Annotated in this window: 13 protein-coding genes; 4 read left to right on the top strand and 9 right to left on the bottom strand. The window is 61.2% G+C overall.

Features of this window, described 5'->3' with window-relative positions:
* Positions 1 to 186 precede the first annotated feature (186 nt).
* Positions 187 to 1,278 (top strand): calcium:proton antiporter, encoded by a 1,092-nt coding sequence (locus tag AACY42_RS08570; RefSeq protein WP_339478581.1) that lies wholly within the window; start codon positions 187 to 189, stop codon positions 1,276 to 1,278.
* 106 nt (positions 1,279 to 1,384) lie between these two features.
* Here the strand turns inward: AACY42_RS08570 and AACY42_RS08575 are convergent, their stop codons facing one another.
* The 3 genes from AACY42_RS08575 to AACY42_RS08585 form a co-directional block, all read right to left on the bottom strand.
* Positions 1,385 to 2,743: an 8-oxoguanine deaminase gene (locus AACY42_RS08575; RefSeq protein WP_339478583.1), complete on the bottom strand. Its 1,359-nt coding sequence runs from the start codon at positions 2,741 to 2,743 to the stop codon at positions 1,385 to 1,387.
* A gap of 245 nt (positions 2,744 to 2,988) precedes the next feature.
* Positions 2,989 to 3,675: an SDR family oxidoreductase gene (locus AACY42_RS08580; RefSeq protein WP_339478585.1), complete on the bottom strand. Its 687-nt coding sequence runs from the start codon at positions 3,673 to 3,675 to the stop codon at positions 2,989 to 2,991.
* 25 nt (positions 3,676 to 3,700) lie between these two features.
* Positions 3,701 to 4,051 (bottom strand): MerR family transcriptional regulator, encoded by a 351-nt coding sequence (locus AACY42_RS08585; protein ID WP_053118143.1) that lies wholly within the window; start codon positions 4,049 to 4,051, stop codon positions 3,701 to 3,703.
* Between the two features lie 81 nt (positions 4,052 to 4,132).
* Between AACY42_RS08585 and AACY42_RS08590 the strand changes: the two genes are divergently transcribed.
* Positions 4,133 to 4,561, top strand: coding sequence for a hypothetical protein (locus AACY42_RS08590; protein WP_339478588.1), 429 nt, complete (start codon positions 4,133 to 4,135; stop codon positions 4,559 to 4,561).
* Positions 4,562 to 4,629: 68 nt separating this feature from the next.
* On the opposite strand, the gene AACY42_RS08595 is transcribed toward AACY42_RS08590, so the two are convergent.
* From AACY42_RS08595 to AACY42_RS08620, 6 genes are all read right to left on the bottom strand, one after another.
* A complete protein-coding gene (locus AACY42_RS08595) occupies positions 4,630 to 5,556 on the bottom strand; it encodes an ABC transporter permease (RefSeq protein WP_339478589.1) in 927 nt (308 codons plus the stop codon).
* Entirely contained in the window at positions 5,556 to 6,662 is a 1,107-nt protein-coding gene (locus tag AACY42_RS08600; protein WP_339478590.1) for an ABC transporter permease, read from the bottom strand. Before AACY42_RS08600 ends, AACY42_RS08595 begins: the two co-directional genes overlap by 1 nt.
* A 12-nt stretch (positions 6,663 to 6,674) precedes the next feature.
* Positions 6,675 to 8,228 (bottom strand): ABC transporter ATP-binding protein, encoded by a 1,554-nt coding sequence (locus tag AACY42_RS08605; RefSeq protein WP_339478591.1) that lies wholly within the window; start codon positions 8,226 to 8,228, stop codon positions 6,675 to 6,677.
* Positions 8,229 to 8,761: 533 nt separating this feature from the next.
* Positions 8,762 to 9,343, bottom strand: coding sequence for an IMPACT family protein (locus AACY42_RS08610; RefSeq protein WP_339478593.1), 582 nt, complete (start codon positions 9,341 to 9,343; stop codon positions 8,762 to 8,764).
* Between the two features lie 7 nt (positions 9,344 to 9,350).
* On the bottom strand, positions 9,351 to 10,001 hold the full coding sequence (locus AACY42_RS08615; RefSeq protein ID WP_339478594.1) for a TetR/AcrR family transcriptional regulator: 651 nt from the start codon (positions 9,999 to 10,001) through the stop codon (positions 9,351 to 9,353).
* A gap of 126 nt (positions 10,002 to 10,127) precedes the next feature.
* Positions 10,128 to 11,048, bottom strand: a complete 921-nt coding sequence (locus AACY42_RS08620) for a LysR family transcriptional regulator (protein ID WP_339478595.1) — start codon at positions 11,046 to 11,048, stop codon at positions 10,128 to 10,130.
* Between the two features lie 122 nt (positions 11,049 to 11,170).
* On the opposite strand from AACY42_RS08620, the gene AACY42_RS08625 reads away from it, so the two are divergent.
* Together AACY42_RS08625 and AACY42_RS08630 are read left to right on the top strand one after the other, a co-directional pair.
* Entirely contained in the window at positions 11,171 to 12,520 is a 1,350-nt protein-coding gene (locus tag AACY42_RS08625; protein WP_339478597.1) for an aspartate aminotransferase family protein, read from the top strand.
* Between the two features lie 72 nt (positions 12,521 to 12,592).
* Positions 12,593 to 14,086, top strand: a complete 1,494-nt coding sequence (locus AACY42_RS08630; RefSeq protein WP_339478599.1) for a CoA-acylating methylmalonate-semialdehyde dehydrogenase — start codon at positions 12,593 to 12,595, stop codon at positions 14,084 to 14,086.
* The last annotated feature ends 205 nt before the right edge of the window (positions 14,087 to 14,291 follow it).

The following is a 14,291-nucleotide window of genomic DNA, read 5'->3' on the forward strand; positions in this document are numbered from 1 at the left end:
GCAAGCTTGCTTCACCAGTGCGATGCAATACCTGTGGGAGCAAGGCTGCCCACGATGAGGCCCTTGAGAACAATAAAGGTGCACCTGCCTCCCACTCGCCACCCCCTGGTGCATCACACCGAACGAAACGTTCACCGCCTCCTATAGTCAGTAACTCATGACCCCGCCCACGGTGACAGGTCCGCGATGCTCACATTGCTCAAGCAAGAAACACTGCTGTTGCTGGCGCTGATCGCCGCGTGTATCGCCTATCCGCTGGAGCACTGGCTGCTAGGCAGCGGGCAGGTGGTGGCGTTGACCAGCGGCCTGGTCCTGATCGGTTTCATCGTCGCGGCGTCCATACGCGTGGCCCATCACGCCGAACGGCTGGCGGAAAAGGTCGGTGATCCTTACGGCACGATGATCCTGACGCTGTCGGCGGTGCTGGTGGAGGTGGTGATCCTGGCGATCATGATGAGCAACGAGGCGTCGTCGACGTTGGTTCGGGACACGATCTACTCGGCGGTGATGCTCGACATCAATGGCATCCTCGGGCTTGCGGCGCTGATGGGCGGGATCAAGCATGGCGAGCAAGCTTATAACGACGATTCGGCGCGCACCTACAGCGTGATGATCCTCACCGCCATGGGGGTATCGATGGTGGTTCCGGAGTTCATTCCCCGCGAGAGCTGGAAAATCTATTCGGCCTTTACCATCGGCGCGATGATCGTGCTGTACACCTTGTTCCTGCGCATGCAGGTCGGGCCTCATAGTTACTTCTTCAGCTACAGCTATCCGGAAAAACGCCGCAAGAAAGAGCCGTTGGAAAATGAACCGGAACCCATCAGCCTGACGCTTTCCATCGGCGCGCTGGTGTTTGGCGTGGTGGTGATCGGCGCCCTGGCCGAAGTCATGTCCAAGGCCCTCGACCTGGGGTTGGAAGGCTCGGGTGCGCCGCCGGTGGTTACGGCGATCCTGGTGGCCGCCATCTCCGCCGCCCCGGAAATTCTCACCGCCCTGCGCGCGGCCCTCGCCAATCGCATGCAGTCGGTGGTGAACATCGCATTGGGGGCTTCGCTGTCCACCGTGATCCTGACCGTGCCCGCGATGGAGGCCATGGCCCTCTACACCGGCCAGCCATTCGAGATGGCAATGACCCCGGTGCAGACGGTGATGATCTTCATCACCCTGATCGTCAGTGCGATCAACCTCAACGATGGTGAAACCAATGCCATCGAAGGCATGACCCATTTTGTGTTGTTTGCGACGTTCATCATGTTGTCCCTGCTGGGCCTCTAGAAGAGCGTCGCGGGCAGCCTTGCTCCCACAGTGAAGGGTGGGTGTTTATGAGGGCAGCCTCGCCGCGAGAGCTGTGGGAGCAAGGCTTGCCCGCGATGGCGTTGGGTCAGGTGCCGGCGATCAATTCGCGCGCCGCCTGGCGGTGGTCAGCAATTAAACCCTTCAAGTCCAACCCCTCGACCTGCCCGTCGATGACCCGCCATTGCCCACCGATCATCACCCGATCCGCCCGATCCGCGCCGCACAACAGCAGCGCCGAGACCGGGTCGTGGCTGCCGGAAAAGCGCAGCTCATCGAGCTTGAACAGTGCCAGGTCGGCTTGCTTGCCCACCGCCAACTCACCGATGTCGCTGCGGCCGAGCAGTTGCGCCGACCCCCGGGTCGCCCAGCCCAGGACGCGCTCCGGCGTGATCGCTTGCGCGCCGTAGCGCAGGCGTTGGATGTACAGCGCCTGGCGGGTTTCGAGGATCATGTTCGAGGCATCGTTGGACGCCGAGCCGTCTACCCCCAGGCCTACGGGGGCGCCGGCGGCGGTCAGGTCCAGGGTCGGGCAAATGCCCGAGGCCAGGCGCATGTTCGAACTTGGGCAGTGACAGATGCCGGTGCCGGCAGCGCCGAGACGGGCGATTTCATCCGGGTTGAAATGAATGCCGTGGGCCAGCCAGGTGCGCGGGCCAAGCCAGCCGACGCTGTCCAGGTAATCCACGGTGCGCAGACCAAAGCGTTGCAGGCAAAACGCTTCTTCATCGAGTGTTTCGGCCAGGTGCGTGTGCAGGCGTACATCGAGCTTCTCCGCCAGCTCGGCGCTGGCGCTCATGATCTGGGGCGTGACCGAGAACGGTGAGCAAGGCGCCAGGGCAATCTGGATCTGCGCGCCCTCGCCGCGCTCGTGGTATTGGCTTATCAAGCGCTGGCTGTCGTCGAGAATCACCTGGCCCTGCTGCACGGTCTGCTGTGGCGGCAAGCCACCGTCGGCTTCGCCCAGGCTCATGGAGCCGCGGGTCAACATCGCGCGCATACCCAGTTCACGGACACTCTGCACCTGCACGTCGATGGCATTTTCCAGGCCTTCTGGAAACAGGTAATGGTGGTCGGCCGCGGTGGTGCAGCCTGACAGCAGCAACTCGGCCAAGGCCACTTTGCTGGCCAGCGCGAGTTTTTCCGGGGTCAGTCGCGCCCACACTGGGTAGAGGGTCTTCAGCCAGGGGAACAACGGCTGGTTCACCACCGGCGCCCAGGCACGGGTCAGGGTCTGGTAGAAGTGATGATGGGTGTTGATCAACCCAGGCAGGATCACATGTTCGCGCGCGTCGAAAATGTGGTCACAAGGCTGGGCGGGTTGCTGGCCGGCACTCAGCCGTTCGACGATCACACCGTCCTGCAGGACGAGGCCGCCACGGGCATCAAGGTCGTTGGCCGTGAAAATGGCGAGGGGATTTTTTAACCAGGTACGGGTCGCAGGCATGGTGGCCGGCTCCTCTGAAAGTGGGTTCAGGTTAGCCAGCTCAGTGATGCCCTGTCTGCTGATCCAGGGTCGCCTTAGGGGCGAGGGTCGGAGTTTACTCAGGTTGCCGGACACATTTCCAGTATCAGACTGAGATCCAAATGTGGGAGCGAGCCTGCTCGCGATGCGGTGGATCAGCCACTATAAATACTGAATGTGAGTCTGCTATCGCGAGCAGGCTCGCTCCCACAAGGGAATGGCGGTGTTTACCAGGGAATCGTCTCGCCCCGATAGTTGACGAAGTGATGCCCACCCTTGCCGGCGAAGGCATTCACTTGGTCGATCAGCCCGCGGGTGCTGGTCTCGACATCGATGTCCGCTCCTTCACCACCCATGTCGGTCTTCACCCAACCGGGGTGCAGCGACAGCACTGTCGGCGCTTGCTCACCCAGTTGGCTGACAAAGCTATTGGTCATGGAGTTGAGCGCCGCCTTGCTGGCCTTGTACAGCGCCAGTTCCGGCGCATCGGGCATGGTCACGCTGCCCAGCACCGAACTCATGAACGCCAGTACGCCGCTGCCGTCGCGGATCTGGCCGACAAAGCGTTGGGCCAGGTTGATCGGGGCCACGGCGTTGGTGAAGAACAACTGGCCGACTTCGGCCAGCGTCGCGCCACCCGGGTTCTGGTTTTCCGGGCCCTTGACGCCAGCATTGACGAACAGCAGGTCGAAGGTATCGCCCTTGAGCTGTTGGCTCAGGGCGATGACCGCTTGCTGGTCGTCCATGTCGAGTTTTTCGATCCGCACCGGGCCCAGCGCCTTCAAAGCCTCTGCGTTCTGCGGGTTGCGCACGGTGGCGGTCACGTTCCAGCCATCGCTGAGCAGCGTCTTCACCAGACCAAGGCCCAGGCCCCGAGAGGCGCCGATGATCAATGCGTTTCTTGCCGAATTCATGAGGGGCATCCTTGAAAGAAAAAGGTCATGGATTTAATGGACAGCGTTGCCCGAGCCGTTGTTTCAGCTCGTGACGCAACGCATCGAGTTCGGTCATGCGGGTTTCGATCAGGTTCAGTTTGTCTTGTAGCAATTGCGTCACGGCGCAGTCCGGGTCGGGGGCGTTCCACAGGGCGGCGACGCTGGCGCCAATCTCGCCCAGGGTAAAGCCCAGGCGCTGAGCTGTCTTGATATAGAGCACCAGTTGGACCACGTCGGCGGGGTAGTCGCGATAGCCATTGGCGCTGCGCGTCGCTGCGATCAGGCCACGTTGCTCGTAGAAGCGCAGCGTGTCTCGACTGACGGCACAGGCCTGGGCTAATTCACCGATGCGCATTGTGGAACTCCAGAGGACTTGACCTTGGAGCATACCCCAGGCTTTAGCTTCTTTGCTCCCCGATTATCTGGAGCAAGGTGTATGTGGACTTCAATGCAATATCGCCGGGTGGTGCTTGGCAGCGCCTGGTATGACCTGATCGTGTCGGCAGCGCTGGCCACGCCGTGGAGCTTTGCGGCGCTGCATGGCATGTTGGTGAGCATGACTCAGCTATTCGACCTGCCTGGAGAGTTGCCGCCGTTTGCACCGGCGCATGTGCTGATGGTGAATCTGCTGGGCTCGATTGTCTGTGTGTGGTCGGTGCTGCGGATTCGGGATCCGCAGCCGCTGTATGGGCGTTATGACGCGGCGGGGCGGTTTTTGTTTGCGACCTGGCAGTTGTATGCGCTGCTTCATGGGGCCAGTGCGGTGTTGTGGGTTTTCCTGTTTTTCGAGGTGGTGTGGGGCTTGGTTCAGGTGTTGCCTGTTCGGGACTCATCGCGGGCAAGCCTTGCTCCCACAGGTCACTGAAAGTCTGTGGCGTTCATGCAAAACGGTGGGAGCAAGGCTTGCCCGCGATAGGCGCGCCGTGGTCTATCTCAATGCCCTGCTTGCCAAGGCTGCCCCAGCGACACCGGCGCATACAGCCGGGTGCGCACGGCGTCCCGGGACAACAGCACCAGCACCACAATGGTCGCGGCATACGGCAGCATCGCCAGCAAACTCGATGGAATCGCCAGGCCCAACCCCTGGGCTACCAGGTGCAGGATGCTGGCGAGGCCGAACAGGTAGGCGCCCAGCAGCAGGCGCCACACCCGCCAACTGGCGAACACCACCAGCGCCAGGGCAATCCAGCCGCGCCCGGCGCTCATGTTCTCGGCCCACATCGGCGTGTAGGCCAGCGACAGATACGCGCCGGCCAAGCCGGCCATGGCGCCGCCAAACAGTACCGCCAGGGTCCGCACCCGCAACACCGGCAGGCCCATGGCGCTGGCGGCATCGGGGTTCTCGCCAACGGCCTGGATGATCAACCCGGCGCGGCTTTTCATGATCGTCCACGCCACCAGTGCAAAAAGCGCGAAGGACAGGTAAACCAGCAGATCCTGGGCAAACAGCATCCGCCCGATCAACGGGATGTCACTCAGGTAGGGAATGGCCAGCGGCTCGAAGCCCGCCAGCGGTTTGCCGACCCAGGCCGCCCCGACGAAGCTCGACAGGCCCACTCCAAAAATCGTCAACGCCAGCCCGGTGGCGACCTGATTGGCGTTGAACGCCAGCGACACCAGCGCGAACAAGGCCGATAACAGCATCCCGGCGGCCATCGCCAGCAGCACGCCGAGCCAGAGGTTGCCACTGTTGAACGCGACGATAAAACCGATCACCGCGCCGAACAGCATCATGCCTTCCTGGCCCAGGTTGAGGACGCCGCTTTTTTCGCAGACCAATTCACCCAGGGCCACCAGCAGCAACGGCGTACCGCAACGGACCATGGCGTAAAAAACATTGCTCAACAGGTCGATATCCATCACAGCGCTCCTGCCTGTACGGGGGTGGTCCGGGTGCGCCGGGCCCAGCGCAGGTTCAGGCGCGGCCGGTACAGAATCAGCACGTCGCAGGCCAACAGGAAAAACAGCATCATCCCCTGGAACAGTTGGGTGATTGCCTGGGGAAGGTTCAGCGACATCTGCGCGCTTTCGCCGCCGATGTACAGCAATGCCATCAACAGGCTGGCAAACAGAATGCCAATGGGATTGAGGCGACCCAGGAACGCCACGGTAATTGCTGCATAGCCGTAGCCCGGCGACACCTGCGGCACCAGTTGGCCGATCGGCCCGGTCACTTCGCAGACGCCGGCCAGCCCGGCCAGTGCCCCACTGATCAACAACGCCAGCCACACCAACGGTTTCTGGCGAAAACCGGCGAAACCGGCGGCGCGGGCGTCGAGGCCCAGCACCTTGATCTGAAAGCCGACGAAGCTTTTCTGCAGCAACACCCACACCGCCACCAGCGCCAGTAGAGCGAAATACAGCCCGGCATGGACCCGGCCATCCTCCAGCAGCAACGGCAGACGACTGGCCTCGCCGAACATCGCCGACTCCGGGAAGTTGAACCCCGCCGGGTCTTTCAACGGCCCGTGAACGCAAAACAGCAGCAGGTTCAGGGCGATGTAGTTGAGCATGATGCTGGTGAGGATCTCATTGGCATTGAAGTGCGTGCGCAGCCACGCCGTAAGCCCGGCCCAGGCGGCACCGGCCAGGGTGCCGGTCAGCAGGATCAGCACCAGTGCCCAGCGGCTGTGCATGTCGATGATGTTCACCGCCAAGGCACTGCCAGCCAGGGCGCCCAGCAGCAGTTGGCCTTCAGCGCCGATGTTCCAAATGCGCGCCTGATAGGCCACTGCCAGGCCGAGGGCACACAGCAGGATCGGCAAGGTCTTGACCAGCCACTCGGACACGCCGTACAGATCGCTGATCGGGGCGATCAACAAGGTGTACAGCGTTTGTAGCGGGTCGTGCCCCAAGGCGATAAACAGCAGCGAGCCACAAGTCAGGGTCAGCACGGCGGCCAGTAGCGGCGAGCACCAGAGCATCAGGCGCGATTGCTGGCCGCGAGGTTCGAGAGAGAGCAGCATGTAGAACTCCGTTTAAACCGGCGCGGGGCCTGGGGATTGAGGGGCGTCGAACTGGCCGGCCATCCAGCCGCCGACGTCGCTGAGCCGGGTCTCGACGGTGGGCCTCAAGGCCGACAGACGCCCGCCGCACAAGGCGCCGAGGCGGTCGCTGATCTGGAACAGTTCGTCGAGGTCTTCGGAGATCACCAGAATTGCCGCGCCTGCATCGCGCAGGGCAATCAGGGCACGATGGATGGTCGCCGCCGCGCCGACGTCCACCCCCCAGGTTGGGTGAGCGGCCACCAGCAGCTTCGGCTGTTGCAGGATTTCCCGGCCGAGAATGAATTTCTGCAAGTTGCCCCCCGAAAGGCTGCGTGCCGGAGTTTTGGTGTCGGGTGTCTTCACGCCAAAGCGCCGGATGATCGCCTCGGCCAAGTGTTCAACCTTGCGGCGTCGAATCAGCCCATGGCTGACCAGGCCCTGTTGGAAGGCACTGAGCAGAGCGTTATCTGCCAGGCTCAATTGCGGCACGGCGCCATGGCCCAGGCGCTCGGCGGGGACAAATGCCAGCCCGAGCCGGCGACGGGCGTCGGGGCGCAGGTGCGCGACGGGTTGCCCGTCGAATCGGATTGTTTCGCCTTGCTGGCGGAGAAGCTGAGTTTCTCCGCTGAGCAACGCCAGCCATTCGTCCTGACCATTGCCCGCCACCCCGGCGATGCCGACGATTTCGCCGCCGCAGACTTCAAGGTCAATGTCACGCAACGAGCAGCCGAACGGGTCCGGGTTGTGCCATGACAGCTTGTTGATTTGCAGAAAGGCTTTGTCTGCGCAGACCTTGGGGTAGTCCGTGATCAGTCCGGCTGCGTCGCCAACCATCAGTTGCGCCAGCTCTCGGTCCGAGCAGCGCGCCGGGGTGCAATGCCCCGACACCCGTCCGCCGCGCAGCACCGTGGCGCTGTGGCACAACGCTCGCACTTCCCCGAGCTTGTGGCTGATAAACAAGATGCTGCAGCCCTCGCTCGCCAGGCGGCGCAGGGTCACGAACAGTTCTTCGGCTTCCGCGGGGGTGAGCACCGAGGTCGGTTCATCGAGAATCAGCAGGCGAATGTCCTGCATCAGGCAGCGAATGATCTCCACCCGCTGCCGCTCGCCAATCGACAGGCTGTGGACCCGCCGCTGCGGCTCCAGCGCCATGCCGTAGCGCCGGGAAACCTCGCGGATCCGGGGTTCCAGCTGCGCAGGCGTACCGGCTGCCGCACCCATTGCCAAGGCAATGTTTTGCGCAACGGTGAGGGTTTCGAACAGCGAGAAATGCTGGAACACCATGCCGATTCCCAGACTGCGGGCCTGGGCCGGGTTGCGCAGGTTGACGCGTTGGCCTTGCCAGACCACGTCCCCCGAATCGGCAGGGGTGACGCCGTAGATAATCTTCATCAAGGTACTTTTACCTGCACCGTTTTCCCCGAGCAGGGCGCGGATCTCGCCAGGTTGGATGCTCAGGTCGATGGCGTTGTTGGCCAGGCAACCGGGGTAGCGTTTGCTGATGTTGCGCAATTGCAGGCGGGCGATGGGGTCGGGGTTGGACATGACAGGCTCGGGCCGGTGGACAGGAATGCCTGTGGATAAAGCAATTTTCTGGCCATCAGGTCAGGAAATTGTCGCAACCCCCGTTGCCAAGGCCCTCTGCATGTAGCCTGGGCAGTTGCCGTAGGTAAACTCTGCACCGACTTGGAGCGCGCAAGTTTTGCGCAGGCATCGGTTTGCCCTGAAGTGGGTGGTCAAAAATTGAGCAAGCGGCTGCGAGCCATGCCCTTCTTGGGGTGGCAGGAGCCATAAACGGCTTATCCACAGGTTGCTCCACAGTTATTGTGTGCAAGCCGGAAACGTGGGCATAAGCATTGCCCGGCTTTCTTCTAAAGGTGATAAACCGCCGCAAGCGTTTGTTTTGTGGATGGATTTGTCGGTTCGGCGGGATTTTGGCTGAAAAATGAGCAACTCTCTGGAACCCGCATGACAGAAGGGTTACAGAGGGATGTGCTCAGGTTATCCACAGTCGGGTGCACAGTGGATGTGGGCAAGTTGAACGATTGCGGGGCGCCCTGAAAGGTCGCAGGCTGATCTCAACGTGCCAGCAGAATCCGTCCACGGCTCAGGTCGGCCAGGTGCGTTTGCAATGTTTCGATCTGCGCTTGACCCACGGCCAGTTGAAGGTCTACGCCATTGGCGGTAAAGCATTCTTCATTGACCAACCCGCCGCATTCGGCGACGCGCAGCTTCACCAGGGCCAGTTCGGCGAACCCGCAGGAACAGCGCAGCGCCACGCGACTGATCAATTCGATTTTTTCGACGTTTTGCAGGCATTTGTTCGCGCCGCCGCCATAAGCCCGGGCCAGACCGCCCGTGCCCAGTTGAATTCCGCCGTACCAGCGGATCACCAACACCGCGACCTGGTCGCAGGCTTGTGCTTCGATCGCGGCCAGGATCGGCCGCCCGGCGGTGCCTCCCGGCTCGCCATCGTCGTTGCTGCGGTATTGGTCGCCGAGTTTCCAGGCCCAGCAATTGTGCGAGGCATTCAGGTCGCTGTGCTGGTCGATAAAAGCCTGGGCATCGGCGGGGCTGGTGATGGGCGCGGCGAATGTGATGAAGCGGCTTTTGCGAATTTCTTCGCGGTATTCGCAAAAGCCGGCAAGGGTAAAAGGCATGGCGATCTCAGAGGACTGGTGTCAGGCCGCAGCCCTTGAGAATGATGCGGATCAGGTTGTCGCCAGCCTCGATCATGTCCTGCTTGGTCAACTTGCTGCGACCGGTCACGCGACAGATTTGGGTGGCGAAGTCGGCGTAATGCTGGGTACTGCCCCACAACAGGAAAATCAGGTGCACCGGGTCGATCGGGTCCATCTTGCCGGTATGGATCCAGGCTTGGAATACGGCCGCCCGACCATTGAACCAGGCGCGATAATCCTGGTTGAAATACTCGCTCAGGCATTCGCCACCGCTGATCACCTCCATGGCAAACAGTCGCGATGCCTGGGGCTGGCGACGAGAGAACTCCATCTTGGCGCGGATATAGCGGGTCAAGGCTTCGGCCGGATCATCCTCGGCGGTGAGGGTATTGAAGGTGCTGTCCCACAACTCGATGATGTTGCTCAGCACCGCCACGTACAACCCGAGTTTATTGGTGAAGTAGTAATGCAGGTTCGCCTTGGGCAGCCCGGCCTTCAGGGCGATGGCATTCATGCTGGTGCCTTTGAACCCGTGACGAGCGAATTCATCTTCGGCAGCCTTGAGGATCGTCTCTTCATTCTTTTGACGAATGCGGCTGGTGGGTTTGCCACCGTGGGCAGGAACTTCAAAGGTCATGGGCGTTTCCGGGCTGGGTCTGTGGGCAAGCAAATGCGTTGATAGCGCACCGGCATCAATCCGACAAGTGCCATCACACTAAAAGCCATCTCGATGGCGACCGCTTGCCCCCTGTGGGAGAGGAAGTCATCGGGTTGCCGCCAGGCTTTCGAGAAAGCTCTCCAGCACCAGGTGAGGTCGGCGACCCTTGCGCGTGACCGACGCCAGGCTCAGGTCATAGAAACGTGCGAAGGGCTTCAAGGCGCGCAACCGACCTTGCTGGACCCAGAGGCTGGCGTAATGATCGGGCAGGTAACCGATGTAGCGTCCGGTGAGGATCAGGAACGCCATGCCTTCGCGGTCCGATGCGCTGGCAGTGCAGTTGAGTGCCTGGTAGTGGGCTTGGATCTCGGCAGGCAGGCGGAAAGTGGGGGCGATGGCGTCCTGGCTGTTGAGGCGGGTGTCGTCGAGTTGCTGATCGTCCACATAAAACAGCGGATGCCCAACCGCGCAATACAACAGTGATCGTTCACTGTATAGCGGTTGATATTCGAGCCCAGACAGGACGCTGGCCTGGGGGACTACGCCGACATGCAGGCGCCCATCGAGCACGCCTTGCTCAACTTCGTTGGGGGCGATCATGCGAATCTGGATCTGCACGTCGGGCCCGCGTTCTTTCAATTGCGCCAAGGCGTGGGTGATGCGCATGTGGGGCAGGGTGACCAGGTTATCGGTCAGGCCAATGGTCAATTCACCGCGCAAGTGCTGGTGCAAGCCGTTGACCTCGGTGCGAAAGCTTTCCAGTGCGCTCAATAACTGCAACGCCGATTGATACACCTCGCGACCTTCCTCGGTCAGGGAAAAGCCCGCGCGCCCACGCTGGCACAGACGCAGGCCGAGACGTTGCTCGAGGTCGCTCATCTGCTGGCTGATGGCCGAGCGGCCAATGCCAAGCACGGTTTCAGCGGCGGAAAATCCACCACATTCCACCACGCTGCGGAAAATGCGCAGCAGGCGAATATCAAAGTCGCTGACCTGGGCCAATGGATCGGGGCGACGAACGCTCATAGTTTAGTGATTCACCGACTGAAGGTTACAAAAGTTGGATTTCACCGACTTTATCGCCGTGGCAACTTAGCTGCAAGAACGCTTTCGATTCCCTGTCGCTTATGACCTGCGAGGTTTTGTCGATGAACATGCCCGAACACGCTGCCGGTTCCCTGGCCAGCCAGCTCAAGCTGGATGCCCATTGGATGCCTTACACCGCCAACCGCAATTTCCAGCGCGATCCGCGCCTGATCGTCGCTGCCGAAGGCAGTTGGCTGGTGGATGACAAGGGGCGCAAGGTGTACGACTCGCTGTCGGGCCTGTGGACATGCGGCGCCGGGCACACGCGCAAGGAAATCCAGGAAGCGGTCGCCAAGCAACTGGGCACCCTTGATTACTCGCCGGGGTTCCAGTACGGCCATCCGCTGTCGTTCCAACTGGCGGAAAAAATCACCAGCCTGACCCCGGGCAATCTCAATCATGTGTTCTTTACCGATTCCGGCTCCGAGTGCGCCGATACCGCGGTGAAGATGGTCCGCGCCTACTGGCGTCTCAAGGGGCAGGCGACCAAGACCAAGATGATTGGTCGTGCCCGTGGCTATCACGGCGTGAACATCGCCGGCACCAGCCTCGGCGGTGTCAACGGCAACCGCAAACTGTTCGGCCAAGCCATGATGGACGTCGACCACTTGCCCCACACCTTGCTGGCCAGCAATGCCTATTCCCGTGGCATGCCGAAAGAAGGGGGTATCGCTTTGGCCGATGAGCTGTTGAAGCTGATCGAGCTGCACGATGCTTCCAACATCGCTGCGGTCTTCGTCGAACCGATGGCTGGCTCGGCTGGCGTGCTGGTGCCGCCGGAGGGTTACCTCCAGCGCCTGCGGGAAATCTGCAACCAGCACAGCATTCTCTTGGTGTTTGACGAAGTGATCACCGGTTTCGGCCGTACCGGTTCGATGTTCGGTGCCGACAGCTTTGGTGTGACGCCGGACCTGATGTGCATCGCCAAACAAGTCACCAATGGCGCAATCCCCATGGGGGCGGTGATTGCCAGCTCCGAGATCTACCAGACGTTCATGAACCAGCCGACGCCCGAGTACGCGGTGGAATTTCCCCACGGCTATACCTACTCGGCGCACCCGGTGGCCTGCGCGGCTGGCCTGGCGGCGCTGGACCTGCTGCAGAAGGAGAACCTGGTACAGAGCGTGGCCGAGATCGCCCCGCATTTCGAGAATGCATTGCACGGCTTGAAGGGCGCGAAAAACGTCATCGACATTCGCAACTATGGCCTGGCCGGCGCGATCCAGATTGCCGGGCGCGACGGCGATGCAATCGTGCGTCCGTTCGAGGCCGGCATGGCGTTGTGGAAAGCCGGGTTCTATGTGCGGTTCGGTGGCGACACCCTGCAGTTCGGGCCAACGTTCAACAGCAAGCCGCAGGATCTGGATCGCCTGTTCGATGCGGTCGGTGAAGTGCTGAACAAGCTCGACTGATACGTCCTTCTATATAGCTTTCGATAACGGGCGTCCGGTCACGGGCGCCTGTGGATAATTCTGGAGTCCCCCATGAGCCTCATCCCGCATTTGATCAGTGGCGAACTGCTGAGTGACAGCGCTCGCACCGCCGATGTGTTCAATCCGTCCACTGGCCAGGCCATCCATAAAGTGCCGTTGGCTGATCGCGCGACCATCCAGCAGGCCATTGATGCCGCTAGGGCGGCTTTCCCGGCCTGGCGCAATACACCGGCGGCCAAGCGCGCGCAGGTAATGTTTCGTTTCAAGCAGTTGCTGGAGCAGAACGAGTCGCGCATCGCACAGTTGATCAGTGAAGAACACGGCAAGACTTTGGAAGACGCGGCCGGTGAGCTCAAGCGCGGCATCGAAAACGTCGAGTTCGCCTGTGCAGCACCAGAAATTCTGAAAGGCGAATACAGCCGTAACGTAGGACCGAACATCGACGCCTGGTCAGACTTCCAGCCTTTGGGGGTGGTGGCCGGTATCACGCCGTTCAACTTTCCGGCGATGGTGCCGCTGTGGATGTATCCGCTGGCGATCGTCTGCGGTAACTGCTTTATTCTCAAGCCGTCCGAGCGTGACCCGAGTTCGACGCTGCTGATCGCCCAGTTGTTGTTGGAAGCCGGTTTGCCCAAGGGCGTATTGAGCGTGGTGCACGGCGACAAGGCTGCGGTGGACGCACTGATCGAAGCGCCGGAAGTGAAGGCGCTGAGTTTTGTGGGGTCGACACCGATTGCCGAGTACATCTATGCCGAGGGTACTCGGCGCGGCAAACGCGTCCAGGCGCTGGGTGGGGCAAAGAACCATGCGGTGCTGATGCCGGATGCCGACCTGGACAATGCCGTCAGCGCACTGATGGGCGCGGCGTACGGTTCGTGCGGTGAACGCTGCATGGCGATTTCGGTGGCGGTGTGTGTCGGCGACCAGGTGGCAGATGCGCTGGTGTCCAAGCTGGTTCCGCAGATCAAGGCGTTGAAGATTGGTGCAGGTACATCCTGTGGGCTGGACATGGGGCCGTTGGTGACGGGTCAGCATCGGGACAAGGTCAGTGGTTATATAGAAGACGGTGTGGCGGCGGGTGCTTCGCTGGTGGTCGACGGGCGTGGCTTGAGTGTGACCGGGCATGAGGAAGGTTTCTTCCTGGGTGGCTGCCTGTTTGATCGCGTGACACCTGAGATGCGTATCTATAAGGAGGAGATTTTTGGGCCGGTACTGTGCATCGTCCGGGTCAATAGCCTGGAAGAGGCGATGCAACTGATCAACGATCACGAGTATGGCAACGGCACCTGCATCTTTACTCGCGATGGCGAGGCGGCGCGGTTGTTCTGCGATGAGATCGAAGTCGGCATGGTGGGCGTTAACGTTCCATTGCCGGTGCCGGTTGCATATCACAGCTTTGGCGGCTGGAAACGCTCGCTGTTCGGTGACCTGCACGCCTACGGCCCGGACGGCGTGCGTTTCTATACCCGTCGCAAAGCCATTACCCAGCGTTGGCCGCAGCGCGCGAGCCATGAGGCTTCGCAGTTTGCGTTCCCCAGCTTGTAACCGGTAAGTGGAGAGGCCAGCGCCCTTGGGCGCCGGCCTCTGTGTTTGCGGGGCCTTTTGACTGATGTGACAGAGTTATGAAAATAGGTGTTGACGGCAGATTCTGGACGTCTATAATTCGCCCCACTTCCGGCGCAGTCGAAACGGAAAACTCCTTGAGATTCAATGAGTTAAGTAGGTTTCGAAAGTGTTGGGCTTCAGGTCA

It is taken from the genome of Pseudomonas sp. RL_5y_Pfl2_73 (assembly GCF_963970515.1).
GTDB lineage: Bacteria > Pseudomonadota > Gammaproteobacteria > Pseudomonadales > Pseudomonadaceae > Aquipseudomonas.